The organism is Streptomyces alboflavus (assembly GCF_000716675.1).
In the GTDB taxonomy this organism is placed as follows: domain Bacteria; phylum Actinomycetota; class Actinomycetes; order Streptomycetales; family Streptomycetaceae; genus Streptomyces; species Streptomyces alboflavus.
Genome location: NZ_JNXT01000077.1, coordinates 1 through 25,309, shown reverse-complemented (window position 1 = coordinate 25,309; position 25,309 = coordinate 1). Strand labels below are relative to the sequence as shown.

Here is a 25,309-nt window from a genome sequence, read left to right as displayed (position 1 = left end):
GGGCCCGGAGAACAGCTCGGACCGGCTGGTACACCGGCTTCGACCGGCTAGTACACCGGCTTCTCGGGCTCGATCTGGTTGACCCAGCCGATGACACCGCCGCCGACGTGCACGGCGTCCGCGAAGCCCGCGGACTTCAGCACGGCGAGGACTTCCGCACTGCGGACACCCGTCTTGCAGTGCAAGACGATCTTCTTGTCCTGCGGCAGCGACTCCAGGGCGGTGCCCATGAGGAACTCGTTCTTCGGGATCAGCTTGGCGCCCGGGATGGAGACGATCTCGTACTCGTTCTGCTCGCGGACGTCGATGATCTCGATCTTCTCGTCGGCGTCGATCCACTCCTTGAGCTGCTTGGGAGTGATCGTCGAACCGGCCGCCGCCTCCTGGGCCTCCTCGGAGACGACGCCGCAGAAGGCCTCGTAGTCGATGAGCTCGGTGACGGTGGGGTTCTCGCCGCAGACCGCGCAGTTCGGGTCCTTGCGGACCTTGACCTGGCGGTACTGCATCTCCAGGGCGTCGTAGATCATCAGGCGGCCGACGAGCGGCTCGCCGATGCCCGCGAGGAGCTTGATGGCCTCGTTGACCTGGATGGAGCCGATGGAGGCGCAGAGCACGCCGAGCACGCCGCCCTCGGCGCAGGACGGGACCATGCCGGGGGGCGGGGGCTCCGGGTAGAGGCAGCGGTAGCAGGGGCCGTGCTCGGACCAGAAGACCGAGGCCTGGCCGTCGAAGCGGTAGATCGAGCCCCAGACGTAGGGCTTGTTGAGCAGCACGCACGCGTCGTTGACCAGGTAGCGCGTGGCGAAGTTGTCCGTGCCGTCGACGATCAGGTCGTACTGGCTGAAGATGTCCATCACGTTCTCGGCCTCGAGCCGCTCTTCGTGGAGGATCACGTTCACGTACGGGTTGATGCCGAGGACGGAGTCCTTCGCGGACTCGGCCTTGGAGCGGCCGATGTCGGCCTGGCTGTGGATGATCTGACGCTGCAGGTTCGACTCGTCGACCTCGTCGAACTCCACGATGCCGAGGGTGCCGACGCCCGCCGCCGCGAGGTACATCAGCGCCGGTGACCCGAGGCCGCCGGCGCCCACACAGAGCACCTTGGCGTTCTTCAGCCGCTTCTGCCCGTCCATCCCGACGTCGGGGATGATCAGGTGGCGGGAGTACCTGCGGACCTCGTCGACGGTGAGCTCAGATGCTGGCTCGACCAGGGGTGGCAGCGACACGGGGACTCCGTTGGTCGGAAGTGCGATCGGGGTCCCCCGGCCCCGCCGCGGCCGGGCTGGGGGACATCAGTTCTCCTGGTAACACTGCCATGGCCATCTTCATTCCGAGACACCTGGTCCGACCCGCGAGACGATCTCGTCCCAGTAACCGGGCAGCGACTCCCAGGGGTCGCCGGCCGGGCCGGTGTCGGTGCGGTCGGTGAAGTAGATCGTCGAGGCACCCTGCCAGCGGGCGACGCGCAGGGCCTCGTCGAGGTGGCCGCCCGGCATGCCGTGGACGAGGTGGCAGAAGCGTTCGGGCGGGTGGTCGGCGGTCCACTCGGCGGCCTGGGACCAGCGGTAGTCGCTCCAGGGTCCGGCGAAGGTCACCAACTGGTCGGCGGTGTCGGCGTATCCGGGGTGCGGGTGGGTGCCGTGGCCGAAGACGATGTGGCCGTCGTCGGGCCCGTCCCGCAGCAGGGCGCGCAGGGTGGTGACCGTGCGCGCGACCTCGGGGAGCGCGGTGCGTTCGGTGGGGCAGCGGCCGAGGAAGAAGCCGTCGACGAGGTACCAGTCGAGGTAGCGGTGGGCGTCGGAGACCAGCTCGCCGAAGCCTCGTGCGCCGTAGGTCACATCGAGCTGGCCGAGGACGCGGACTCCGGCGTTCCGCAGCCGTCCCGCGGCGTCCAGGCAGTGCGGGTCGGGCCGGTCGCCCGGACCATTGTCGATATTCAGGACAACCCAGTGCAAAGGGGTGTCGGGTCGGGTGAGTTCGGCCCATTCGGTGGGCGCGAGCAGGGGGTGGGCGAAGCCGGGGACACCGAATCCGACGGCTACGTCGGTCTGGGCGACGCCGGTGGCCGTGCTGCTCAGATGCGGCATGCCGCCTCCATCCAGATGTCGGCCAGGGACTCTTCGAGGTTGATGCGGGGCCGCCAGCCGAGCCGGTCGCGCGCGGTGCGCACGTCGGCCTGCTGCCAGCTGCCGCAGCCGTCGGGGTAGGGGTACGCGGTCGGGCCGACGTGGTCGGGATCGGCCCGGGGGTGGCCGATGACGGGCCGGACGGAGGGCTGGTCGAGTTCGTGCAGGGCGCCGCCGTATCCGGCGACGCGGGCGAGGACGGCGGCCGCGTCCCGCAGCCGCACGGCCCGCCCGGAGCCGATGTTGACGATGCCCTGGGCGGCGGAGAGGGAGGCGGCGTGCACGGCGCGGGCGATGTCGCGTACGTCGATGAAGTCCCGCTGGACGCCGAGTCCGCCGAGTTTGAGCTCGCCGTCGCCGGACTGCATGGCGCGCCGCATGGCCTCGGCGAGGCGGCCGAGCGGTGAGCCCGCGGGGGTGCCGGGTCCGGCGGGCGAGAACACGCGCAGGACGACGGCGTCGAGGCCGGAGCCGAGGACGAGTTCGGTGGCGGCGAGCTTGCTGACGCCGTAGGGGCCGCCGGGCCGGGGGACCGCGTCCTCGGCCGTCGACGAGCCGGGCTGGCTCGGGCCGTACTCGGCGCCGCAGCCGAGCTGCACCAGGCGGGCGCCGCAGCCGCTGCGGCGCAGGGCCTCGCAGACGGTGGCGACGGCGACGGTGTTGTGCCGGGTGAGTTCGCGGGCGCCGCCGCGGGTGGCGCCGGCGCAGTTGATGACGACGCCCGGGTGCACGGCGTCCAGGAAGCGGGTGAGCGCACCGGGACTGCCGCTGGCGAGGTCGAACCGTACGTCCGAGTCGTCGCCCCGGCCGAGCGCGGTGAGCTGCACGGCCGGGTCGGCGAGCAGCCGGTCGGCGACGAAACGGCCGAGGTATCCGTTGGCTCCGATCAGCAGCACCCTCATCGGACGGCTCCCGGGACGGACGCTCGGAAGGTGGGGGTGGTCATCTGGGTTTCTCCTTCGGGGTGTTGCCGAGTGCGGGGAGGTTCGTGGTCTCGCGGTACGGGCGGTCCTGCCGGGGCGGGTGCGCCGAACGGGGTGAGTGCGTCGACCGGGGCGGGTGTGCTGTCCGGGGCGGGTGTGCCGACCGGACGGGGTGCGCCGGGGTCGAGCGGGGTGAGGGGGCCGGGCGGGCCGAGCCGACTTGGGGGCCGGGGCGGGGGCGGTGGGGCTGGTGGCCTTGGTGGGGCCATGGGGATCTGTGGGCTTCGTGTGCTTCGTGGGCTTGATGGACCCAGTGAGCCCAGTGGGTCTGATGGCGCTGGTGGGGCTGATGGCGCTGATGGGGCGCGTTCAGGTGGCCCCGCCCGGGGCGGTTTCGGCGGGGGCCAGCCAAGGCGGCTGCCGCGGCCGCGTCGGCCCGCGCCGGGGCGCTCACCGGGCCCCCTCCGCCACCGCGTGGGCGGAGGCCCGCCCGAGGACCCGGACCGCGCGCGCCAGCAGTACCACGGCGCCCGTGGCGCAGGTGAGGGCGGCGAGCGCCCCCGCCCCCGCCGCGTCGACCAGGCCCTCCACGGGCGCCGCCAGGAATCCGCAGCCCGGCAGGCGGCCCGCGAACAGCAGGGCCACCGCCGCGACCTGGGACGCGCCGACTGTCGCGTACACGAGGGCGGGCGCGCGCCGCGAGCCGTGGGCGCGCAGCATCCGGCCGAGCCACAGCAGGGCGGCCAGCGCACCGGCCCCGGCCGCCGAGAGTGCCGTGCCCGGGCCCGGCACGGGCAGGGTGCGCACGCCGGTGATCAGCGCGCCGACCGCGCCCAGGTACAGCGCGAAGACGACGATCAGCAACGGGCGCACGGAGGCGGCGAATTCGGCGAGGCCGCGGCTCGCGCCGAGCCTGCCGCCCGCCCGCACCGCGAAGAGCCGCGCGCACCACGTCCCGGGGGCGACGGCGCCCGCGAGGACGAGGGCCGCGGCGGCCGAAGGCGCCCAGGGCCCGTCGGGGCCGCCGGACACGGCCGCCCGCAGGAGTCCGTCGCCGAGCAGGGCGTACGCGAGGAGCCAGCACACCCAGGTGTGCGTGGCCCGGGTGGCGGGGAGGGCGGCGCGCAGCGGTCCGTGCCGCAGGGCGATGCCCGCGGCAGCGGCCACGGCGAGGGCGCCGCCGAGCACCACGGCGAGGCGCGGGCGCCCGTCGACCAGGCCGAGCCCGGCGACGGCGAGGGCGCAGGCCGTGCCGGGGAGCAGCGCGAACACGGTCCACCCGGGCGGCACTTGGGCCCTGGTGTCGGCGCGGGCCGCGTGGGTGTCGTCGGCGAGGGCGTCCCACTCCGCGCTGTCCTGCGGCACGCGCGCGTACATCTCCTCCGCGAGCGCGAACACGTCCCGGTGCCGGAACCGCGCGGCCGTCCGGTCGGTCACCCCGTGCGCCTCCAGGCCCGCCGCGATCTCCAACGGGTCCACGGCGCGCTCGCACAGGTCGCGGTGACGGTGCATCAGCGCCTTCACCGGGTCGGCGGGGCCACGGCGGGGGGTGGCCGGGGTGGGTTGCCCGGGGGGCGCGGGGGCGGGTGCGGGATCTTGTGCGGGGGTCGGTGCGGGGGCTTGCGGCTGGTCCGGTCCGGGGGTCGGCGCCGGGCTCCGTGCGGGGGTCGGCGCCAGGCTTTGTGCGGGGGTCGGCGCCGGATCCGGTACGGGGATGTACACCGGACCTCGTACGGGGGTCGGCGGGCCGCCGGGAGCCACCTCGCCCGGCACGCCCGTGCCCACCGCCAGCGCGCCCGGCACAGCCTCGTCCGGCACCCCGCCCCATGCCGCCCTGTCCGCCGCAGCCGCCAGCTCCGCCGACCGCGCGTCCCAGCCCCCCGCGCCACCGGGCGTCCGGGGCACGTCCACCGACCGTTCCGGCCGCCCCGTCATGACAGCGCCTCCCTGAACCCGAGGCCCAACCCGGGCCGCCCGCCGCCCTGTTGTCGTGGCTGTCGCGGTTGCCGTGCCGCGACCCAGCTCGGCGCGGGCGCGGGGGCGGACGCGGGCACACCGGAGGCCCCGCCCGGCCAGGGCGCGCCGGACGCACCGGACGCACCGCCCGTCCGGCCCGCCCCGGAGTCGGCCGTGCTGCCGACGGCCCACCGCCCCGGCACGTACGCCTCGGCGGGGTGTCCGAACGGCACGGGCTCGCCCGCCTCGTTCACGGCCTCGCGGCGGACCGGGCAGTGCGAGACGATCTCCAGGTAAATGCCGTTAAATGCTGCGAGGTTCTGCTCGACGGTGAAGAGTTCCAGGGCCCGTGCCCGCGCCGCCGCCCCCAGGCGTGCACGGCGCTCGGGGTCGCGCAGGAGCGCCACGCACGCCTGCGCGAGCGCCCGCGGGTTGCGCGGCGGCACCACGAGTCCCGTGCCGCCGATGACCTCGACCACGGCGCCGACGTCCGTCGAGACGGTCGCGCGGCCGCAGAGCATGGCCTCGATGAGGCTGATCGGGAAGCCCTCGACGACGCTGGACAGGACGACCACGCCGCCCGCCGCGTACGCGTCCGGGAGGTCGGGCAGCTCGGGGCCGCCGATCTCCTCGAAGGACACGGGGTTGTCGCCGACCGCGTGCGCGCCGTCCGCCTCGTCGGGGAAGAGCTGCGCGGCGAGGGCGCGGCAGTGCGCGAGGTACGCGGCCGCCTCGGGGCCGTCCGCGAGGGCGCCGACTATGCGCAGGCGCGCCTTGGGCTCCTCCTTGCGGACCTCGGCGAAGGCGTGCAGGAGCGAGATCAGGTCCTTCGACGGCTCGACGCGGCCGACCCAGATCAGGGTCTCGGGCTCGCCCGGGTCCTCCCGCTCGCCGACCTCGCCGAAGCGGGCCGCGGGCAGTCCGGGGTAGACCGTGCGCAGCTTGGCGCGGTCCGCGCCGCACCGTTCCTGCCAGCGGCGCGCGTGCGCGTTGCCGGGGGTGATGAGGGCGGCCTGTCGGTAGACCTCGGCGGCGAGGCGGCCGTGGAAGGAGGCGAGCAGGGCGCGGGCGGGCGCCGCGAGGCCCGCGTCACCGGCGCCGGACCCAAAGCCCGCCCCCGCCCCGGCCCCGAATCCCGCACCCGCACCCGCACCCGCACCCGCACCCGCACCCGCACCCGCCAAATAGTGCGCCCGAAGCTGCACCCCGTACTCGGTGACCAGCAGCGGCACCCCCGCGAAGTGTTTGGCGAGGAGTCCCGGCAGCGCGGCGCCGCCGCCCGCCGTGGCGTGGCAGACGTCGACCGCGCCGAGTTCGTCGTCCCCGTACCAGTCGAGGGACAGCGGGCGCAGCACGCGCTCCAGGCGGTCCACGACGGCGAGGAGGTCCGGTACGCGGGCGGCGCGCGCGGCGCGCAGTGCGCCCGGCGCGCGGCAGGCGCTCTCCAGGGCGCGCACGGCGGCCTCGGAGCGCAGGGCACCGCCCAGGCCTCCCGTGTCACGGGCAAGGTCGGCGAGCGCGTACAACGCGCTGCCGAAACGGTCCGCCAACTGGCCGGAGCCGTCCCGCTCCCCCGGTCCCGCCGGTCCCGCCCCGCTTCCGGGCTCCGCACCGGCTCCCGAGCACACCACCCGCGCCAGCTCACCGAAGCTCTCGGCGAACCGCCGCCGCACCCGCCACCCGAAGCCGAATCCCGAGCCGGACCCGAACCCGGCACCGGCACCGGCACCGGCACCGGCACCGGCACCACCGAACGCGAACGCGGAGCCACCACCGAAGCCGCCCCCCGAGCCACCGGCGCCACCGGAGCCACCGGCCCCGAAGCCCCCTCCGACCCCCGACCCGGCCCCGGCCCTCACCGCACCCCCGGCCGCCGAACCCCCCGCTCCCCACAGCGGAGCGCTCCGCACCCGTCGCACCTGCGGCGGCAGCGCCACGAACCCACGCGCCTCCTGCCGCTCGCTCCGGCTCAGCGCGTACACGTCGAACTCATGCTGCCCGAGCCCGCGCACGAGCCGGTCGCACCAGAGCCTGGCCTCACCGTCCACATACGGATAACCACCCTCCGTAAGCAGTCCTATGCGCACGCGTGCACCCCCGATCTCCCATATGGGGAGCCGCCGTTGGACCGGCGGCTCGCAGCGGGACGAACGTATGCGGACATGACGGTGGCGCGACGGACGGTTGTCCATCGCGCCACCAAAAGGGGTGAAGAGCCGTAACTTTCCCGCGCCGGTCGCGTTCCGTCGCGCTATGGCGGACGTGCGACTGGCTTACAGCGCAGCAAAAGCCACAAGAAACCAGAATCCACCCGACAGATCCTCACCGAGCGTCACGCTGCGGCCAGCTCCTTCCCGGTGCCGCCGCCCTCGCCGCCCTCCGCGCTCTCTGCGCCCTCCGTGCCCGCCGCGCGCGCCTCCCGTGCGGCCGCCGCCACGCGCCGACGCGCCGCCCGCCGCTCGTGCGCGGCCGCCGGGTCGAGCGCGGGCACGGCCGCGAGGAGCCGCTGTGTGTACGGGTCCTGCGGCGCGCCGTACACCTCGTCCACGGAGCCGTACTCGACGATCCGTCCGCGCCGCATCACCGCGACCTTGTCGCTGACCTGACGGACCACCGCCAGGTCGTGCGCGACGAAGACGAGGGCGAGCCCCAGCTCCCGCTGGAGTTCGGCGAGCAGCGCCGTGACCTGCGCCTGCGTGGTGACGTCCAGGGCGGATACCGGTTCGTCGCACACGATGAGGCGGGGCTCGGCGGCGAGCGCGCGGGCGATGCCGACGCGCTGGCGCTGGCCGCCGCTGAACTCGTGCGGGTAGCGGCCGTAGTGCGCGGGGTCGAGGCCGACGCGCGTCATCAGGTCGCGGACGCGGGTGCGGATCGCGTCCTCGTCGCGGTCGCCCCGCGCCCGCAGCGGGTCGGCGATCGACTCGCCGACCGAGCGGCGCGGGTTGAGCGAGGAGACGGGGTCCTGGAACACCATCTGCACCCCCGGCACGACGCCCTTGGCCTGCTTCTCCGCACCCCCGTGGCGGAGTTGCCCGGCCGTCGGTTCGAGGAGGCCGACGAGCATCCGGCCGAGGGTCGTCTTGCCGCTGCCGCTCTCGCCGACGACGCCGAGCGTCTCGCCGCTCCGCACGCTGAGCGACACCCCGTCGACGGCCACGAAGGCCCCCTTGCCGCGCCCGAACTCCCGCCGAAGACCGTCGGCCTCGACCACCACGTCGCCCAGGTCGGCGGAGCGCTCCTCGCGGACGGCGTCCACGCGGGGCACGGCGCTCAGGAGCTGCCGGGTGTACGTCTCCCGCGGTGCCGAGAGGACGTCGGCGACGCCCCCGCGCTCGATGACGCGCCCGTGCCGCATGACGAGCACGTCGTCGACGCTCTCCGCCGCGACGCCGACGTCGTGCGTGACCAGGAGCAGGCCCATGCCGGTCTCCTCGCGCAGACCGTGCAGCAGGTCGAGGATCTGCGCCTGCACGGTCACGTCGAGGGCGGTCGTCGGCTCGTCGGCGATGAGCAGCTGGGGCTCGCAGGCGAGCGCCATGGCGATCAGGGCGCGCTGGCGCATGCCGCCGCTGAACTCGTGCGGCCTGGACCGGGCGCGGCGCGGCGCGTCGGGGATGCCGACGCGGTCGAGCACCTCGACGGCGCGGGCCCGGGCGGCGCGCCGGGAGGCCTTGGCGTGTGTCCGGTACACCTCGGCGATCTGGTCGCCGACCGCGTAGTACGGGTCGAGGGAGGACAGCGGGTCCTGGAAGACCATCGAGGCGACCGGGCCGCGCAGCCCGCGCAGTTCGGCGTCCGTGGCGGCGCCGACGTCGGTGCCGCCGACACGTACGGAGCCCGTGACGCGGGCTCCCGTGTCCCGGTGGAGCCCGAGCAGCGCGGACGCGACGGTCGACTTGCCGGATCCGGACTCGCCGACGAGGCCAAGCGCCCCGCCGCGCTCCAGCGTGAAGGAGACCGTGTCCACGGCGCGCACGTCGCCGAACTCGACGCTCAGACCGTCCACTTGAACGAGACTCTGGTCGGGGCTCATGACAGCACCACCCGTCGGTCGGCCACCGCGTACAGCACATCCGCGACGGCGTTGGCGAGGACCACGAAGAAGCCGGTGACCATGACCATGCCGACGACCACCGGCAGGTCGACGACCCGGACCGCGTGCACGAGTTCGCGCCCGAGCCCGGGCAGGCCGAACAGCGTCTCGGTGAGCAGCGCGCCGCCGAACATCGACCCGAAGTCGTTGGCGCTGAGGGCGATCACGGGGGCGAGCGCGCCGCGCAGGGCGTGCCGCCCGACGATGGACCGCTCCTTGACCCCGTACGCGCGGAAGGTGCGCACATGGTCCTCGGCGAGCGTCTCCAGCATCGAGGCGCGGGTGAGGCGGGCGTACTTGGCGGCCTCGATGAGCGCGAGCGACACCCAGGGCAGGAGCAGGTTCCACGCCCACTGCTGCGGGTCGTCGGTGAACGGCACGTACTGCGGGAAGGGCAGCCACTGGAGCTGGCCGCAGACCAGGATCATCAGGATCAGGCCGATCACGAACACGGGCGTGGCCGTGCCCGCGAGGGTGACGCCGGTCAGGATCCGCTCCGTGGCGCGGCCGCGCCGCCAGGCGGAGAGCACGCCGGTGCCGACGCCGAGGATCAGCCACAGCACCATCGCGCCGAGCGCGAGCGATCCGGTGACGGGCACCTTGTTCAGGATCAGCTCGGTGACCTGCTGGTCGGTCTGGTACGACAGGCCGAGGCAGGGCGCGTCGCAGTGCAGCACGCCGGTGCCGGTGGAGTAGTCGTGGCCGACGACGATGCCGCGCAGGAAGTCCAGGTAGCGCGTGTACAACGGGTCGTCGAGCCGCAGCTGGTCCGAGACCTGCTGCACCTGGGCGGGCGAGCAGCGCGGGCCGCAGGTGATCTGGGCGACGTCGCCGGGCGCCACGTAGAAGACGGCGTAGATGACGACGGACAGCACGAAGAGGGTGACGAGGGCGCCGAGGACCCGGCGCAGGACGAAGCCCGTGAAGCCGCCGCCGAGCAGACCGCCGAGCGAGCCACGGGCCTTGGTGGCCACGGAGGCGGAGAGAGTCGCGGTCACGCTGCGCCCTCCCGCTTGCGTCCGGTGCCGATCCGCAGCCGGGACGCGGCGCGCGGGTCGAGGGCGGTGCGCACGCCGTCGCCGAGGACGGTGAGCGCGAGCACGGTCACGAACAGGGCGGCGGCGGGCAGCAGCAGGTACTGCGGGGCCGCCTGGTACCAGACGTCGGCCGAGGTCAGCATCTGTCCCCAGGAGGCGGTGGGCGGCTTCACGCCGACGCCGAGGAAGGACAGGGCCGCCTCGACGGTGATGTTGGTGGGGACGAGCAGCGCCGCGTACGTGATGACGGGCGCGGCGAGCGCGGGCAGCAGCTCGCGGCGGGCGATCCGGACGCCGCCCCAGCCGCTGAGCCGGGCCGCCGCGACATGGTCGAGGGACTTCAGCGAGATGGTCTTGGCGCGCACGACCTTCGCGATCCCGCCCCAGCCCACGAACCCGATGACCAGCGCGACGAGCACCGGCCGCGGGAAGCCGCTGGGCACGACGGCGAGCAGCGCGAGCGCGAGGACCATCAGGGGCAGCGCCACCATGACGTCGGTGGCGCGGCTGAGCGTCTGGTCGAGCCAGCGCCCGCCGAGGCCGCTGGCGAGCCCGACGGCGACACCGATGGCGACCTGGAGGACGGTGGCGACGACGGCGACGCCGAGGGACACCCGGGCGCCGTGCACGAGCCGTGCGAACAGGTCGCGGCCGGTCTGCGGTTCGACGCCGAGCCAGTGGTCGGCGCTCATCCCGCCGAACGAGCCGACGGGCACACCGCCGCGGGCGGAGTCGACGAGACCGGGGTGGTACGAGGTGGGGTCCTGGCCCTCCAGGGCGGTGAGCAGGGGCGCGGCGAGCGCGACCAGGACGAGCAGCGCGACGACGGCCGCCGCGACGAGGGCGGCGCGCTGCGTGCGCAGCCGCCGCCAGAACTGACGGGCTCCGGAGGCGGGGGCGGGTGCCGTGGCGGCACCCGTCCCCGGGGTCTCCGAGGCCAACAGGGCCTCACTCATGACAGGTTGACCTGAATCCGTGGATCGGTGCCGTGCTACTTGACCGCGACCTGGGAGACGTCGAGGACGCCCGTCCAGTCACTGATGACGACGTTCTTGACGTCCTTGCCGTACAGGCGCTTGTAGACGGGGTGGAACAGCGGCACGTTCAGGGCCTTGGCGCCGATCTTCTTGTCGAGGGCGCCCCAGCGCTTCGCGGCGGCGGCGTGGTCGGTCAGCTGGTTGATCTCGTCGATCTCCCGGTTGACCGACTTGTCGTTCAGGAAGCTGGAGTTGAAGTTGTAGCCGTCCTCGACGATCTGGCGGCCGTCGAAGATCGGGGCGAGGAAGGGGCCGCCGGAGGGCCAGTCGGCACCCCAGTGGGCGAGGAACAGGCCGGGCTCGTCCTTGGCGTCGTGGACCTTGTCCTCGTAGTCGTTGTCCTCCAGGCCCTGGAGCTTGACGGTGATGCCGGCCTTCTTCAGGGCGTCCTGGAGGGCGGTGGCGATCTCGGGGCTGGTCTCGAAGTTCTTGTCGTTGGAGTGCGTGAGCGTGATGGTCAGGCCGTCCTCGTGACCGGCCTGCTTCAGGAGCTCCTTGGCCTTCTTCGCGTTGCCGGAGGCGCCCGCGGGGAAGTGGTCGAACTTCGTGTATCCGAAGGATTCCTGGTTCGGCAGGAACGTGGTGGCGGGCTCGGCGAGGGAGGAGCCGCCGGCGGCGTTGATGACGGAGGTGCGGTCGACGGCGTAGGCGATGGCCTGGCGGACCTTGGGGTCGTCGAACGGCTTCACCTTCGGGTTGAAGGCGAGGTAGTTGGTGTAGCCGAAGTGGCCGGTGCCGACCTGCGCGGCGAGCTTCTTGTCGCCGCTGACCTTGGCGAGCTCGGCGGGCCCGAGGTTGGTGTCGGTCGTGATCGCGGCGGCGTCGGCGCCCTGGCTCGCGGAGAGCCGCTGGTTGATGACGGACGAGTTGAGGCCGGAGCGGACGTCGATCTTGTCGGGGTAGGCCTTGCGCTCGGCGTCGGTCTCGGCGGACCAGTGCGGGTTGCGCTCCAGCTGGAGCCGCTCGCCGTCGCCGCTGTTCTTGACGACCTTGTAGGGGCCGGTCGAGACCGGGTGCTCCTCGTACTTGGTGCCCTTGTCCTTGGCCTTCGGGACGGGCGCGAACGAGGTCTGCGTGGCCACGTAGTCGAAGTCGCCGACGGGCTTGTTCAGGCGGAAGACGATCGTCTGGTCGTCCGGCGTCTCGACGGAGTCCAGGCCCTTCTTGTCCTTGTAGGGGCCCTGGTACGTGGCGCCGCCGATGAGCCAGTCCCGCAGGAAGGGCGCGCCGCCGGACAGTTCGGCGGCGAAGGAGCGCTCGATGCCGTACTTGATGTCCTTGGTGGTGACCGGCGTGCCGTCCTCGAACTTGACCCCCTTCTTGATCTTGTACGTCCACACGGTGGCGTTCTTGCTCGGCTTGCCGAGGCCCTCGGCGAGGTCGGGGACGACCTTGGTGCCCTCGGCGCCGTCCTCGCGGTTGCGGGTGGTCAGGGTGCGGAAGACGAGGCTCGGGACGTTGCCGCCGCCGGAGGTGTAGAGGCGCGCCGGGTCGAAGTCGCTCTGCGGGCTGCTGTTGAGGACGGTGAGCGTGCCGCCCCGCTGCGGCTTGCCGCCGCCGCCCGCCGCGCTCTTGTCGTCCGGGCCCGCGCATGCGGCGGCGCCGACGGACAGCACGACCAGGGTGGCGGATGCCACTGCCACGCGACGGGATATGACGGACTTCTGACGACGCAGACGCATCGGAGTGCCTCTCGGAAAGCGAAAGAGAAAGATTCAAGGATTCGCGAGAGCCCACCCGGGGCGCAGCACGCCGAGCGCGGCTTCGGGCCCGCCGCGGCCCACCGCGCGCACCGCTCGAAGGCGGTTCGGGCACACGGCGGGGAGAATTGCGGCAGGGCCAGGACAAACGAAGCAGAAGCGACGCACTCGCCGGGGGCGGGCGTCAGCGACAGTGAATGTCGGCCACGCAGAGCGCGGTCACGCCGAACAGCGCCAGCTCAAGGGCGGCGCTCACGGAGGCGTGACGGATCGACATGCGGAGAAATATGGACGATGCCGCGCGGAAAGTCAACGCGATGCCCGGTTCGTCCCCCGTTCCGGTGCCGGGACCGGCTCAACTCTCGGGGAACGCCCAGGGGTTGGCCTTGCAGCGGATCCCGTCGTGGTCGAGGAACTTGGTCTGCTGCTGCATGACCGGCGCCAGCTCGCCGTCGCGGCGGCAGTCGACGTGGCCGTAGCCGAGCCGGTGGCCGACCTCGTGGTTGATGAGCATCTGCCGGTAGGGGTGGATGCGGTCGCCGTAGGTCTTGGCGCCCCGGGCCCACCGATAGGCGTTGATCATGACGCGTTCAGTCGACGCGGAATCGCACGACACATTCTGCTGGAGCGTGTCGAGTCCGGATTTGGCGCACCATTTCGCGGTGGTCACAGGGCTGGCCAGCGTAATGACGAAGTCGGGTTTCCCGGAGGAGATCCGCTCGAAGGTGCGGCCGCCGCCGTGCGCCCAACTCCGCTTGTCGTTCAGGGTCTTCTGCACGGCTTCCGCGAACAGGTTGCCGTCCAGGCCCATGCCCTTCTCGACGTCGACGCGGTAGCGGAATTTCTGTCCCTTGCCCGGCGCCTTGTCGAATCCGCGGATGGCCTCGAAATCCCCGGACGCGGCGAGTTTCGCGTCCAGCGGGTATTTCTTGCCCATTTTCTCGTCGTACGTCGCGGGGCGGGGCGGCGCGGGCTTGGTGGGCGTCGGCCGGTCGTCCGAGCGGGACGCCGGGTCGCGGCCGTCGCGGGTGTCGCCGCCCTTGTCCGCGGCCTGCGCGGGCGAGCTGTCGTCGCCTCCGCCGTCGGCGACCTGACCGGCCACGACGACGGCGAGGACGGTGGTGACGGCCGCGGCGGCGATGCCGGTGACGGTGCGGGCACGGTTCTTCTCGCGGCCCTTGGCGGTACGGGCGCCGGGCCTGCCGTCGTCGTCGCCGTACGGGTCGCCGTCGTCATCGGACCCACCGCCGTCACCGCCGTCGAAGCCGTCGGACTCCCACGCCGTCACGGACTCGTACGGGTCACGGGGCGGGGTGCGCCGCGGGGGCACCCCGCGGGCGGCGAACAGGTCCGGATCGTCGAGGTCGGAGAGGTCGCCGTCGAAGGCGTCCACATAGTCACGCCGGGGCCCCGCCCCACGCGTCCCGGGCGGCACGACGCCGTACCCGGCCCCCATCCGGGGCCCGGCGCCGGCGACCTCGCCCCAGCCGCCCCCGGCCTCCCGCTGCTCGGGGTGCCCGCCGCGCACGTGCGGGGTGCCGCCGGGCGGGGTCTGCCGGGGCACGCCGTGCGGCGGGGTGTGCTGCGGGAACCCGTGGGCGGGCGTGTGCGCGGGGTCGCCGTACGGAGGCACGGCCTGGGGGATGCCGTGGGCGGGCGTGCCGTCGGGGGCCGTGCCGCGTCTGCGGCGGCCGGAGCCGCCGTCCTCGGCGGAGGCGGCCGGGGGCGCCTGGGTCGGCTGGGTCGGCTGTGTCCGGGGACTGGTGCCCCCTATGCCGGAGGTGCCGGTGGTACCCGATGCGGCGGCCGGGCCGCGGCGGCTATGACGTCCCACGCGGCGCCTCAGCTCCTCGTACCCGAATCGCGATGGTCGCTCACACGGCCACCATCGCGCACACCAGGCGTCTCACTCAACTCATCCGGACCGGCCAACTCCCCTGTATCGGCCAGAAGTTCACGAATCGCGGTGGCCACGGTCTCCGGATACTCCATCATCGCCACGTGCCCCGCGTCCGGCAGCGTGAGCAGCCGGGAGTAGCGGAAGGCGGCCGACGCCCGGCGCGCCATGCGGTACGACACAAGCTGGTCCCGGCCGCCGTACACGAGCAGGGTCGGCGCGAGCACCCGCTCGGCCTGCCGCCACAGACCGTGCTGGCCGCCGAGGGTGTACGCGTTCACGATGCCGCGGGCCGACCGGGCCATCGCGTCCCAGAAGTACGGCAGGGCCAGGCGCCGCTCCATCTCGCGCACCGCCGCCCGCAAGCCCTCGGGCGTGACCCGCCCCGGATCCCCGTAACAGAGCCCGAGCACACCGCGCACCCGCTGCTCGGCCGTCCAGTCCTCGGTGAGCCGCGTGAACAGGCCCGCGACGCCGGGCACGGCGAGCAGGCCCGTGGGCACCGCCGTGCGCTGCACCCGCAGCTCGGGCAGCGCGGGCGAGATCAGCGTGAGCGTGCGCACCAGGTCCGGCCGGACCGCGGCGACACGTGTCGACACGGCGCCGCCCATCGAGTTGGCCACCAGGTGCACGGGACCGCGTCCGCTGGCGTCCAGGTGGCGGATGACCGCGCGCGCGTGCCCGGTGACCGAGTAGTCGCCGTCGTCCGGCGGCGGCGAGTCCCCGAAGCCGGGCAGGTCGAGGGCCTCGCAGTCCACGACGTCCTCGAGCAGCGGCATCAGCGCCGACCAGTTCAGGGAGGACCCGCCGAGCCCGTGCACGTACAGCGCGGGCGGCAGTCCGGGGCGCGTCGACGGGCGCGAGCGCACGTTCAGGGTGAGTCCGGGCAGCGTGACCGAGGCGAGCCGCTCGCCCTCGGCGACGGCGACGGCGCCCGGCTTGGGGGCGGCGGCAGCGGCCAGCACATGCGGCAACTCGGTCGAAGGCATGCGGGCAATGTTACGAGACGATCACGCGTGGGATCGCGTGTTCGGCATCACAGATCCCGTACAGATCGCGTAGCGGCTCCCGCACGTCTTCCCTAGGCTCATAGACAAGCGAGCCTAGGAGTCCACATGACCGTCGACCCCAGCGACCCGGAGACCTTCGAGGAATTCGAGGAAGAAGACACCGGGGACGAGAGCAACACGGAGACCCCCGAGGCGGACGCGGCCGAGCAGCACGCCGACCTCACCCCCGAGCGGGACGACTCCCTCCAGGACCGCGACCCGGACGCCGCCAATGAGGCCGATGTGGCCGAACAGGCGCGCGTGGTGTCCCTCGACGAGGACGACTACCGCTGATCCGGGCGGCCGACAAACACACAGCTGCCCGTGTTTGCCCTGCTACGCACGGCTGCGCGGATCTGTCGAGGGCATCCAGTCCGTGAAATTCTGCGCTCGCACCGCGCACATCACAGTTACCGAAAAGTACGATGGCGGCGCGGCGCACACCGCAGCACAAGGACGACTTTGGGAGGCGGCGTGACAGCCATCGAGCAGACAGAGGCGGCGCGCCCGCGGGGCACACGCCTGCCGCGCCGTGCCCGACGCAACCAGCTCCTGGGCGCGGCCCAGGAGGTCTTCGTGGCCCAGGGGTACCACGCGGCCGCCATGGACGACATCGCCGAGCGGGCCGGCGTCAGCAAGCCGGTGCTCTACCAGCACTTCCCCGGCAAGCTCGACCTCTATCTGGCGCTGCTCGACCAGCACTGCGAGAACCTGCTGCAGGCGGTGCGCGCGGCGCTCGCGTCGACGACGGACAACAAGCAGCGCGTCGGCGCGACGATGGACGCCTACTTCGGGTACGTCGAGGACGACGGCGGCGCGTTCCGCCTGGTCTTCGAGTCGGACCTGACGAACGAGCCCGCGGTCCGCGAGCGCGTGGACAAGGTGACCCTGGAGTGCGCGGAGGCGATCTGCGAGGTCATCGCGGAGGACACCGGACTCTCCAAGGCCGAGTCGATGCTCCTGGCCTCGGGTCTCGGCGGCCTCTCCCAGGTCGTCGCGCGCTACTGGCTGCACAGCGACGGCGGCGTCCCGCGCGAGAAGGCGGTGCAGCTGCTCACCTCGCTGGCCTGGCGCGGCATCGCGGGCTTCCCGCTGCACGGCGCCGAAGGTCACTGACCGCGCGTTTGTTCCCGTCCCCCGCGGCCGCCGTGTTCGCTCCTGGCGTGCACGGCCGGAACCGATCCTGTCCCCTCTCCGGGCTAATCTGTGCTGGGTACGGCGCGGGCGACCGCGCACATCACTGACCGTCGGAGGGACAAAGCGTGGAGGTCAAGATCGGCGTGCAGCACGCGCCTCGCGAGATCGTTCTGGAGAGCGGTCAGAGCGTCGAGGAGGTCGAGAGCGCGGTGGCCGACGCCCTGTCGGGCAAGGCCCAGCTGCTGACTCTGGCGGACGACAAGGGCCGCAAGGTCCTGGTGCCGGCCGACCGCCTCGCGTACGTGGAGATCGGCGAGCCGACCGTGCGCAAGGTGGGCTTCGGCGCCCTGTAGGACCGCACGCAGGACGACGGAAGGGCCCGGAGGCATCGCCTCCGGGCCCTTCCGTCATGTGCGCACCCGTGGTCCTTCCGCCGTGTGCGCACCGTGGCCCTTCCGCCAGGTGCGCACACGCGGCGGCTCCGCCGCGGGTGCCTCGACTACGTGGCGGGTGCGCCGAGTTCACCGCCGTCCGCGCTCCGGTGCGCGGTGGGTATGGAGGGTTGTGTTCCGGCAGCCGGGGTAAGACCGGCTACGACCGTTTTGCACCTGGTCCATTCAAGGGAGGGAACACACCGTGATCCTCGAAGCACTCGGCTCCGCACTGATCGGCCTGGCCCTCGCCTGGGCGACGGCCCGCCGCCTTCCGCACCGGCTGCCCGCACGGACGCTGGTCCTCGCGACCGGCGTGGGCGGCGCACTGATCGGAGCGTTCATCACGCACATGGCGCTCGGCCCCGGAAGCAGCCCCACGACCCTGGTCGGAGCCCTGGCCGTGTCGGCCGCGCTCCTCTCCCTGCTGCTTCGCCCCACCCGCCGTCTGCACCGCCGCCAGGCCCCTGCCTGACGGCGGAGCGGAGTCACGAAAGGCAGCAGTCAGGCGGCAAGACCCAGCGCCGCCATCCGCTTCGTGTGCGCCTCGGTGATCCGCGAGAACATCCGGCCGACCTCCGCCAGGTCGAACCCGTCGGCGACCCCGCCGACCAGCATCGTCGACAGGGCGTCCCGGTCGGCGACGACCCGCTGCGACTGCGAGAGCGCCTCGCCCATCAGCCGTCGCGCCCACAGCGCGAGCCGCCCGCCGACACGCGGGTCGGCGTCGATCGCGGCCCGCACCTTCTCCACGGCGAAGCTGGCGTGGCCGGTGTCGTCGAGGACGCCGAGCACCAGGCTGCGGGTGTCCCCGTCCAGGCGGGCCGCGACCTCGCGGTAGAAGTCACTCGCGATCGAGTCGCCGACGTACGCCTTGACCAGGCCTTCGAGCCAGTCGGACGGCGCCGTCTGCCGGTGGAAGCCGTCGAGCGCCTCGACGAAGGGCTCCATCGCCGCCGTCGGCTCCTCACCGACCGCCGCGAGCCGGTCCCGCAGCCGCTCGAAGTGGTGGAACTCGGCCGACGCCATCTTCGCCAGCTCCGCCTTGTCACCGAGGGTCGGCGCCAGCTTCGCGTCCTCCGCGAGCCGCTCGAACGCCGCGAGCTCGCCGTAGGCGAGGGCGCCGAGGAGGTCCACGACGGCGGCGCGGTACTGCGGGTCGGCGGAGGCTGTCTTCCAGTCCTGGGCGGCGACCCCGGTGGGGGCGGCGGAATCGGTGTCCGCGTTGTCTGCGTTGCCTTCGTGCTCTTCGTTGTCTTCGGGCGGCTGCGCGGCGGTGTCAGGCGTCTCCATGAAGCGCACAATAGCCCGCCCACCGGATGGCGTAAGGGCCTGGTCAACCACTGTGACGACAGCAACGTGAGGAATTCGCCGGACACGCATGCGAGATTCCGGGGTACAGTGGTAATGCGCCCGCCGAATATTCGACGGGCCGCATGAATGAGGATGCCCGGTCGGTGGCCCGATCGGCTCCGACCAGACAGCCCTCCAGGGCGTACGCACCGTGCGTACGGCAAGCGGAGGGACCCCCTCAGCGGTGTGAGCGCTCGAGCGTCGGCAGTGGTCCCGTACCACCCGGCTCGCCCGGCTCTTTCCAGCAGGCGGCCGGCAGTCCCCGGCACGGTCACGACCCCCATGCGTTCGCCTCGCGCCGCGTCTCACAGAAGAGGCATTGCCCTGACTACGACTTTCCGAGAGCTCGGGATTCTTCCCGAGACAGCCGAGGCCCTCGAGGCCGTCGGCATCATCAACCCCTTCCCCATCCAAGAGATGACGCTCCCCGTCGCCCTTTCCGGCACCGACGTCATCGGCCAGGCCAAGACCGGCACCGGCAAGACGCTGGGCTTCGGCCTGCCGCTCCTCGAGCGCGTGACCGTCCCCGCGGACGTCGAGGCCGGGCGGGCGACGCCCGAGCAGCTGACGGAGGCCCCGCAGGCCCTCGTCGTCGTCCCCACCCGCGAGCTGTGCCAGCAGGTCACCAACGACCTGCTGACCGCGGGCAAGGCGCGCAATGTCCGCGTCCTCGCCATATACGGCGGCCGTGCCTACGAACCGCAGGTCGAGGCCCTCAAGAAGGGCATCGACGTCGTCGTCGGCACCCCGGGCCGCCTGCTCGACCTGGCCGGACAGCGCAAGCTGAACCTGAAGCACGTCAAGTGCCTCGTCCTCGACGAGGCCGACGAGATGCTCGACCTGGGCTTCCTGCCCGACGTCGAGAAGATCATCAACATGCTGCCGGTGAAGCGCCAGACGATGCTCTTCTCCGCGACGATGCCGGGCGCCGTCATCGGCCTCGCCCGCCGCTACATGTCGCAGCCCACGCACATCCGCGCCACCGCGCCGGACGACGAGGGCCACACCGTCGCGAACACCGCGCAGTTCGTCTACCGCGCGCACTCCATGGACAAGCCGGAGATGGTCTCCCGCATCCTGCAGGCCGATGGCCGCGGGCTCGCGATGATCTTCTGCCGTACGAAGCGGACGGCCGCCGACATCGCCGAGCAGCTGGAGCGGCGCGGCTTCGCCTCCGGCGCGGTCCACGGCGACCTCGGCCAGGGCGCCCGCGAGCAGGCCCTGCGTGCCTTCCGCAACGGCAAGGTGGACGTGCTCGTCTGCACCGACGTCGCCGCCCGCGGCATCGACGTCGAGGGCGTCACGCACGTCATCAACTACCAGTCGCCCGAGGACGAGAAGACCTACCTCCACCGGATCGGCCGCACCGGCCGCGCCGGCGCCTCCGGCACCGCGATCACGCTCGTCGACTGGGACGACATCCCGCGCTGGCAGCTCATCAACAAGGCGCTGGACCTGGGCTTCAACGACCCGGTCGAGACGTACTCCAGCTCTCCGCACCTGTACGAGGAGCTGAGCATCCCCGTCGGTACGAAGGGTGTCCTGCCGCGTGCCGAGCGCACCCGTGCCGGGCTCGACGCGGAGGAGATCGAGGACCTCGGTGAGACCGGGGCCCGTGGCTCGGGCTCGCGCGGCTCCCGTGGCGGGCCGCGCCGCGGTGAGCGTGCCGCTGCCCGGCCGCAGGCCGAGGAGGCCGAGCGTCCCGCGCGTACGCCGCGCCGCCGGCGTCGAACCCGCGCGGGGGCGCCGCTCGACGCCGAGGCCACGCCGACGGTCGCTCCGGCCGAGGCGGCGCCTGCGGCTGCCGCCGCGGTGACCGAGGAAGCCGCGCCGCGTACGCCGCGCCGCCGGCGCCGGACGCGTGCGGGGTCGGACTCCGCGGCGGCCGAGCCGAAGGCGACCGCGTCGGCGCCGACTGCCGCTGCCGCCCCGGCCGCGGAGGAGGCGCCGGCCAAGCCGCGCCGCCGCCGCACCCGCAAGTCGGCGGAGGCCTCGGACAACTAGCCCCACGGGGTCCTCGCCGGACCCCGACCACCGCGCCCGGAGGCCACCAGCCCCCGGGCGCGGTCGTGTCTTCCCCGCCGCTCCGCGGCGGTTCCTCTCCCACCCTCCCCCAAGCTCTCAAAGAGCAGGGGGGACCCCCATCCCGTTTCCAGTGGTCCGCAGCCTTCAGCCCGCCAGTGCCACTTCCGGCCGTTCGGCGTCAGCGCCCCGTCTGCGGACAAACGGCCACAACCCGGCCCACCACTGTGGGCAGCTGGGTCGCCCAGGCAGGGGTGTAGCCGCTCCAGCCGTCCCCTGCTGTGGGCAATCGTTCCGCAGGACGACAGGGCCCTCCCCCGCTCGAGCGAAGCCGAGAGCTTGCGGAACGGTCGGCACAGCCCAGGCCGCAAGGGCACCGTCCCCCAATGCCCAGGGGCCAGTAGCCTCTGGGGCATGAGCAGGCCCCCCACCTTCACCCCGCCCGAGGGCACCCTCGCCTACCCCCTCCGGACGGAGCGCGGCGAGTTCGCCGTGCTCGACACCCGCCCGACCGGCCGGGCCAAGGGCACCGCCCTGCTCCTGCCGGGGTACACGGGGAGCAAGGAGGACTTCATCGCCCTGCTCCGCCCCCTCGCCGACGCGGGCTACCGCACCGTCTGCGTCGACGGCCGCGGCCAGTACGAATCCCCGGGCCCGGACGACGAATCGGCGTACGCCCAGGCGGAGTTGGCACAGGACGTGCTCGCCCAGGCGGCGGCCGCCCGGACCCCGGACGAGGGCCCGCCGCACCTGATGGGCCACTCCCTGGGCGGCCTGGTGGCCCGCGCCGCCGTCCTCCTCGCCCCCAGGGGCACCTTCGCCTCGCTCACCCTCGTCGCCTCGGGCCCGGCCCGCGTCTCCCCGTCGCAGCGCACCCGCGCCACGCTCCTCACGGACGCCGTCGCGGCGCACCCGATGGACGTCGTGTGGGAGGCGATGCAGGCCCTCGACCCGGTGGAGGACGTGAGCGTGAACGCAGACGGCGCCGGCGCCGACGCGACGGCGCTGCGCGCGCGCTGGCTGCGCAACAACCCGTCCCAGCTCATCGCCACCGGCAGGCAACTGTGCGCCGAACCCGACCGCGTGGACGACCTCGCCGCCGTACCCCTGCCCAAGCACGTGCTGTCCGGCGAGAGCGACGACACCTGGCCCGTGCCGCTCCTCGACGAGATGGCGCGCCGTCTGCGCGCCCACCGCACCGTGGTCACCGGCGCGAACCACTCCCCCAACACCGACCGCCCGGCGGCGACGGCGGCCGCCCTGGCCGCCTTCTGGGACCGGGCCGCCGACCGCAGCGGAGGCCCGTGCTAGCTCGGTGGCACTCCTGCGTCAGTAGCACTTCTGTAAGTGGTCCCAGAAGCCGTCCCGCAGCACCCGCCGCAGGTCGGACTGGCCACGCAGCGAGTAGTCGAGCAGCCGCTCCGCCTCGACGAGGAGTTCCTGGTCGACGGACCCGGGCAGGTAGGGGTGGCCGGGCAGCAGCCCCACCAGCGCCTCCCGGCCGCGGGCGGAGAGCCACCGTGCGGAGATCTGGGCGCCGACGAAGCGCACGTCCTCCCGCGAGGGCCGGGGCATGGCCTGCGCGCCCTCGTACGGGACGGCGGGGCGGCGGGTCACGAACGGCTTGAAGAAGTCCGCGTCGAAGGTGCGCTGGCTGTCGACCTCCCACAGCAGCGGCTCCGCCTGGTTGCGGCCGTCGGGCGCGTCGATGCCCCAGAGGTGCACGCGGGCGCCGTACCCCTGCGCCGCCTCGACCGCGGAGACCAGGTCCTCGTCGCCGCCGATGAGCGCGGCGTCGCTGATGGCGCGGTGCCGTGCCAGGGACTCCAGGTCGCTGCGGATCAGCGAGTCGACGCCCTTCTGCTGGTTGTTGGCGTTGAGGTTGCCGAGCCGCACCTTGACGTCGGGGAGCTCGGCGATCGTCTGCTGTTCGGAGGTGTGGATGCGGCGTCTCGCGCCGTCGTACCAGTACACGCGCAGCAGTCTGCTGTCCGCGAAGATCGTGCGCGCCTTGTCGATCAGTGCGTCGATGAGCGCCTCCGCGTCGAGGTCGAAGGCCCGTCGGTCCTCGGTGCCCGCGGCGAGCCGTCCGGCGGCGGCGTACAGATAGCCGGCGTCGACGAAGATCGCGTGCGTGGACGGGGTCTTCGCGACCTCGGCGAGCATGCGCTCCAGGAGGCCGTTGGTGCGCTCAAGCCGGAGGGTGATCTCGCCGATCTCACGGACCGTGCTCTCACCGAACTCGTCAATGGTCTCGTCCATGTCCATACGCAACGCATTGTGTCGCCCGTCACTCAGCAGGCACAACCGGTAGCGGTCACTCAGCGAACACAACCAGCCGCGATACAGTCACGAAACAAGACGTTCATTAGTCTCGCGAAAATTTTCTTTAGCGTAGGGAATGTTTGAGGGAGTCAAGCCGTTGCACCCTACGTAGCCAGCAGTTCTCCTTCAGGAGGATCACCAGACGAAGGGAGAAGCCCATGCGCTTCGAAATCATGCGACTCGACGACGTCGACGGCACCGCCGTGGACACGACCGTCGTGGACGCCGCCTCCGTCAACCGGATCGTGCAGCAAGCCGCCGCCATAGGGCAGCGCCTCTACATCCGTCCGGCCGACGCCTCGGCCTCATAACGGCGCCGAACGGCCTCATCACACACTTCAGAGCCCTGTACGACACCGGCGCGTCCGGTGCCGTACAGGGCTCTGTGCGTGGGCGGGGTCACCCGCACGGCGCAATCACACCGCCGGGACCGACCGGCGCTCAACCGCCGCGGATCACCTGCGTGACGCCGTTGATGATCTGCTGCACGGCGATCGCCGACAACATCATTCCGGCGAGCCGCGTCACGAGCACGACACCGCCGTCCTTGATGACCCGGATGATCAGCAGCGAGAAGCGCATCGCCACGAAGAGCACCACGTGGATGGCCAGAATCGCCGCCCACACGGAGACCTGCTCCATGCCGCTGGCGTGCTGGACGGCCAGGATCACCTGCACGATCGCGCCGGGTCCCGCGAGCAGCGGCATGCCGAGCGGGACCAGGGCGACGTTGACGTCCTTGGTCTGCTGCGGCTCGTCGGTCTTGCCGGTGAGCAGGTCGAGCGCGACCAGGAGCAGCAGCAGACCGCCCGCGATCATCAGCGCCTGGGTGGAGACGTGCAGATAGTCGAGGATCTGCTGGCCCACGACGCCGAAGACGGCGATGACCCCGAAGGCCACACACACGGCCTGGAAGGCCATCTTCTTCTGGACCTTGGCGGGGCGGCCCGAGGTCAGCGCGAGGAAGATCGGCGTGACCCCAGGGGGGTCCATGATGACAAAAAGGGTGAGAAAGAGGGATCCGAAGACGGCGACGTCGAACACAGTGATGGCCTTGCAGAGGAGAGTCGTACAGAACAGCGGGCGGTAGCCCGGGGACGCGTACCGCGGAGGACGGCAGCGCGTGCCGCGGACGGTGGTGGTGGAGCGTTACGGGGACGAGGGCGGCGCGGGACGCGGACGGTGGCGCGTTACGCCGACGGGCCTCCGCCCGCGCCCGGCACCGGGAACGCTCCCGTCGCCCGGCGCGTGATCTCGCCGTAGATCTCGGGGTCGGTGGTGTACTCCCCGAGTACGCACGTCTTGCGCGTGCCGTGGTAGTCGCTCGACCCGGTGACGAGCAGCCCGAGGTCGGCGGCGAGGCCGCGCAGGCGGGGGCCGGACTCGGGCGCGTACGCCAGCTGTTCCGGGTGGTCGACCTCGATGCCGTCGAGGCCCGCCGCGGCCAGCTCGGCGATCGCCGACTCGGGCACCACCTTGCCGCGCTGGGCGGCGGCGGGGTGCGCGAAGACGGTGACGCCGCCCGCGGCCTTCACCAGGCGTATCGCGTCGAAGGGGTCGAGCTCGTGCTTCTCGGCGTAGGCGCGGCCGCCGTCGGCGAGCCACTCGGGCGTGAAGGCGGCCGAGACGTCCGGTACGACGCCGAGCTCGACCAGGGCCTCCGCGACGTGCGGGCGGCCGACGGAGCCGTCGCCCGCGATGCGCGCGACCTGCTCCCAGGTGACGGGGACGCCGAGTTCCTGGAGCTTGCCGACCATCGCCTTGGCGCGCGGCACGCGGTCGTCGCGGACGAGTTCGCGCTCCCGGGCGAGGTCCGGCTCCTCGGGGTCGAAGAGGTACGCCAGCATGTGCATCCCGACGCCGTCCAGGCGGCAGGACAGCTCGGCGCCGGTGACGAGGGTGAGGCCGGGCGGCAGCGCGGCGATCGCCTCCGCGTGGCCGCGGGTGGAGTCGTGGTCGGTCAGCGCGACCACGTCCAGGCCGGCCGCGGCGGCGTTCCGCACCAGCTCGGTGGGGGTGTCCGTGCCGTCGGACGCGGTGGAGTGGGTGTGCAGGTCAATTCGCACGCAGGGCTCCACGCTTCTCGGGACGGACGGGGGACGGCCTCAAGGATAACTGGCCTGGGGCTGCGCCCCTCTCCCCCCTTTTCGGCGCTCCGCGCCTCGTCCTCAATCGCCGGACGGGCTCTCTCCCACCCGCCCGCCCAACCTTGCCCCGGGC

The 25,309-nt window shown here is 72.8% G+C and carries 23 protein-coding genes; 7 read left to right on the top strand and 16 right to left on the bottom strand.

The window, feature by feature from the left end; genetic code table 11:
- Positions 1 to 47: 47 nt before the first annotated feature.
- From moeZ to OO63_RS36885, 12 genes are all read right to left on the bottom strand, one after another.
- On the bottom strand, positions 48 to 1,226 hold the full coding sequence (moeZ, locus tag OO63_RS36935; protein WP_030359807.1) for an adenylyltransferase/sulfurtransferase MoeZ: 1,179 nt from the start codon (positions 1,224 to 1,226) through the stop codon (positions 48 to 50).
- Positions 1,227 to 1,325: 99 nt separating this feature from the next.
- Entirely contained in the window at positions 1,326 to 2,087 is a 762-nt protein-coding gene (locus tag OO63_RS36930) for a spherulation-specific family 4 protein (protein WP_030359806.1), read from the bottom strand.
- Positions 2,075 to 3,028 (bottom strand): NAD-dependent epimerase/dehydratase family protein, encoded by a 954-nt coding sequence (locus OO63_RS36925; protein WP_030359805.1) that lies wholly within the window; start codon positions 3,026 to 3,028, stop codon positions 2,075 to 2,077. The genes OO63_RS36930 and OO63_RS36925 overlap by 13 nt, the downstream gene beginning before the upstream one ends.
- A gap of 471 nt (positions 3,029 to 3,499) precedes the next feature.
- Entirely contained in the window at positions 3,500 to 4,561 is a 1,062-nt protein-coding gene (locus OO63_RS36920; RefSeq protein WP_033264817.1) for a hypothetical protein, read from the bottom strand.
- A gap of 419 nt (positions 4,562 to 4,980) precedes the next feature.
- Positions 4,981 to 7,092 carry a glycosyltransferase gene (locus tag OO63_RS36915; RefSeq protein ID WP_031192741.1) on the bottom strand — a complete coding sequence of 704 codons (2,112 nt, stop codon included), beginning with the start codon at positions 7,090 to 7,092 and terminating at the stop codon, positions 4,981 to 4,983.
- A 245-nt stretch (positions 7,093 to 7,337) separates the two neighbouring features.
- Positions 7,338 to 9,041: a dipeptide ABC transporter ATP-binding protein gene (locus tag OO63_RS36910; protein WP_078619599.1), complete on the bottom strand. Its 1,704-nt coding sequence runs from the start codon at positions 9,039 to 9,041 to the stop codon at positions 7,338 to 7,340.
- Positions 9,038 to 10,075: an ABC transporter permease gene (locus OO63_RS36905; RefSeq protein ID WP_125262206.1), complete on the bottom strand. Its 1,038-nt coding sequence runs from the start codon at positions 10,073 to 10,075 to the stop codon at positions 9,038 to 9,040. The genes OO63_RS36910 and OO63_RS36905 overlap by 4 nt, the downstream gene beginning before the upstream one ends.
- Before the next feature lie 20 nt (positions 10,076 to 10,095).
- Positions 10,096 to 11,094 carry an ABC transporter permease gene (locus tag OO63_RS36900; RefSeq protein ID WP_030359800.1) on the bottom strand — a complete coding sequence of 333 codons (999 nt, stop codon included), beginning with the start codon at positions 11,092 to 11,094 and terminating at the stop codon, positions 10,096 to 10,098.
- A 35-nt stretch (positions 11,095 to 11,129) separates the two neighbouring features.
- Entirely contained in the window at positions 11,130 to 12,857 is a 1,728-nt protein-coding gene (locus OO63_RS36895) for an ABC transporter substrate-binding protein (RefSeq protein WP_033264816.1), read from the bottom strand.
- A 202-nt stretch (positions 12,858 to 13,059) separates the two neighbouring features.
- Positions 13,060 to 13,152, bottom strand: a complete 93-nt coding sequence (locus OO63_RS47640) for an Ms4533A family Cys-rich leader peptide (RefSeq protein WP_335756093.1) — start codon at positions 13,150 to 13,152, stop codon at positions 13,060 to 13,062.
- A gap of 78 nt (positions 13,153 to 13,230) precedes the next feature.
- Entirely contained in the window at positions 13,231 to 14,709 is a 1,479-nt protein-coding gene (locus tag OO63_RS36890) for a DUF3152 domain-containing protein (protein ID WP_030359798.1), read from the bottom strand.
- A gap of 8 nt (positions 14,710 to 14,717) precedes the next feature.
- Positions 14,718 to 15,761: an alpha/beta fold hydrolase gene (locus OO63_RS36885; protein WP_030359797.1), complete on the bottom strand. Its 1,044-nt coding sequence runs from the start codon at positions 15,759 to 15,761 to the stop codon at positions 14,718 to 14,720.
- A 126-nt stretch (positions 15,762 to 15,887) separates the two neighbouring features.
- Between OO63_RS36885 and OO63_RS36880 the strand changes: the two genes are divergently transcribed.
- The 4 genes from OO63_RS36880 to OO63_RS36865 all read left to right on the top strand — a co-directional run bounded on the left by OO63_RS36880 (position 15,888) and on the right by OO63_RS36865 (position 17,864).
- The gene (locus OO63_RS36880) at positions 15,888 to 16,115 is read left to right on the top strand and encodes a hypothetical protein (RefSeq protein ID WP_030359796.1); all 228 of its coding nucleotides are present in this window, start codon (positions 15,888 to 15,890) and stop codon (positions 16,113 to 16,115) included.
- A gap of 180 nt (positions 16,116 to 16,295) precedes the next feature.
- Positions 16,296 to 16,937: a TetR/AcrR family transcriptional regulator gene (locus tag OO63_RS36875; protein ID WP_030359795.1), complete on the top strand. Its 642-nt coding sequence runs from the start codon at positions 16,296 to 16,298 to the stop codon at positions 16,935 to 16,937.
- A 146-nt stretch (positions 16,938 to 17,083) separates the two neighbouring features.
- Positions 17,084 to 17,311 (top strand): DUF3107 domain-containing protein, encoded by a 228-nt coding sequence (locus tag OO63_RS36870; protein WP_030359794.1) that lies wholly within the window; start codon positions 17,084 to 17,086, stop codon positions 17,309 to 17,311.
- Positions 17,312 to 17,594: 283 nt separating this feature from the next.
- Positions 17,595 to 17,864, top strand: coding sequence for a hypothetical protein (locus tag OO63_RS36865; protein WP_030359793.1), 270 nt, complete (start codon positions 17,595 to 17,597; stop codon positions 17,862 to 17,864).
- 29 nt (positions 17,865 to 17,893) lie between these two features.
- Here OO63_RS36865 and OO63_RS36860 read toward each other — a convergent pair whose 3' ends face one another.
- Entirely contained in the window at positions 17,894 to 18,682 is a 789-nt protein-coding gene (locus OO63_RS36860; protein WP_031192744.1) for a ferritin-like fold-containing protein, read from the bottom strand.
- 477 nt (positions 18,683 to 19,159) lie between these two features.
- On the opposite strand from OO63_RS36860, the gene OO63_RS36855 reads away from it, so the two are divergent.
- Positions 19,160 to 20,746, top strand: a complete 1,587-nt coding sequence (locus tag OO63_RS36855) for a DEAD/DEAH box helicase (protein ID WP_030359791.1) — start codon at positions 19,160 to 19,162, stop codon at positions 20,744 to 20,746.
- A 432-nt stretch (positions 20,747 to 21,178) separates the two neighbouring features.
- Positions 21,179 to 22,075 carry an alpha/beta fold hydrolase gene (locus OO63_RS36850; protein ID WP_030359790.1) on the top strand — a complete coding sequence of 299 codons (897 nt, stop codon included), beginning with the start codon at positions 21,179 to 21,181 and terminating at the stop codon, positions 22,073 to 22,075.
- 18 nt (positions 22,076 to 22,093) lie between these two features.
- Here the strand turns inward: OO63_RS36850 and OO63_RS36845 are convergent, their stop codons facing one another.
- The gene (locus OO63_RS36845) at positions 22,094 to 23,032 is read right to left on the bottom strand and encodes an NYN domain-containing protein (RefSeq protein ID WP_234311251.1); all 939 of its coding nucleotides are present in this window, start codon (positions 23,030 to 23,032) and stop codon (positions 22,094 to 22,096) included.
- A 215-nt stretch (positions 23,033 to 23,247) separates the two neighbouring features.
- Between OO63_RS36845 and OO63_RS46175 the strand changes: the two genes are divergently transcribed.
- On the top strand, positions 23,248 to 23,400 hold the full coding sequence (locus tag OO63_RS46175) for a hypothetical protein (protein ID WP_016644538.1): 153 nt from the start codon (positions 23,248 to 23,250) through the stop codon (positions 23,398 to 23,400).
- Positions 23,401 to 23,530: 130 nt separating this feature from the next.
- Here OO63_RS46175 and OO63_RS36840 read toward each other — a convergent pair whose 3' ends face one another.
- Positions 23,531 to 24,133 (bottom strand): MarC family protein, encoded by a 603-nt coding sequence (locus tag OO63_RS36840; protein WP_030359788.1) that lies wholly within the window; start codon positions 24,131 to 24,133, stop codon positions 23,531 to 23,533.
- A gap of 146 nt (positions 24,134 to 24,279) precedes the next feature.
- Positions 24,280 to 25,155, bottom strand: coding sequence for a PHP domain-containing protein (locus OO63_RS36835; protein ID WP_030359787.1), 876 nt, complete (start codon positions 25,153 to 25,155; stop codon positions 24,280 to 24,282).
- Positions 25,156 to 25,309: the final 154 nt, after the last annotated feature.

Coding starts and splice junctions, on each gene's coding strand:
- OO63_RS36910 (WP_078619599.1), bottom strand. CDS start 9,041: ATGAGCCCCGACCAGAGTCTCGTTCAAGTGGACGGTCTGAGCGTCGAG.
- OO63_RS36920 (WP_033264817.1), bottom strand. CDS start 4,561: ATGCACCGTCACCGCGACCTGTGCGAGCGCGCCGTGGACCCGTTGGAG.
- OO63_RS36895 (WP_033264816.1), bottom strand. CDS start 12,857: ATGCGTCTGCGTCGTCAGAAGTCCGTCATATCCCGTCGCGTGGCAGTG.
- OO63_RS36845 (WP_234311251.1), bottom strand. CDS start 23,032: ATGGACATGGACGAGACCATTGACGAGTTCGGTGAGAGCACGGTCCGT.
- OO63_RS36930 (WP_030359806.1), bottom strand. CDS start 2,087: ATGCCGCATCTGAGCAGCACGGCCACCGGCGTCGCCCAGACCGACGTA.
- OO63_RS47640 (WP_335756093.1), bottom strand. CDS start 13,152: ATGTCGATCCGTCACGCCTCCGTGAGCGCCGCCCTTGAGCTGGCGCTG.
- OO63_RS36855 (WP_030359791.1), top strand. CDS start 19,160: ATGACGCTCCCCGTCGCCCTTTCCGGCACCGACGTCATCGGCCAGGCC.
- OO63_RS36885 (WP_030359797.1), bottom strand. CDS start 15,761: ATGCCTTCGACCGAGTTGCCGCATGTGCTGGCCGCTGCCGCCGCCCCC.
- OO63_RS36860 (WP_031192744.1), bottom strand. CDS start 18,682: ATGGAGACGCCTGACACCGCCGCGCAGCCGCCCGAAGACAACGAAGAG.
- OO63_RS36900 (WP_030359800.1), bottom strand. CDS start 11,094: ATGAGTGAGGCCCTGTTGGCCTCGGAGACCCCGGGGACGGGTGCCGCC.
- OO63_RS36850 (WP_030359790.1), top strand. CDS start 21,179: ATGAGCAGGCCCCCCACCTTCACCCCGCCCGAGGGCACCCTCGCCTAC.
- OO63_RS36925 (WP_030359805.1), bottom strand. CDS start 3,028: ATGAGGGTGCTGCTGATCGGAGCCAACGGATACCTCGGCCGTTTCGTC.
- OO63_RS46175 (WP_016644538.1), top strand. CDS start 23,248: ATGCGCTTCGAAATCATGCGACTCGACGACGTCGACGGCACCGCCGTG.
- OO63_RS36880 (WP_030359796.1), top strand. CDS start 15,888: ATGACCGTCGACCCCAGCGACCCGGAGACCTTCGAGGAATTCGAGGAA.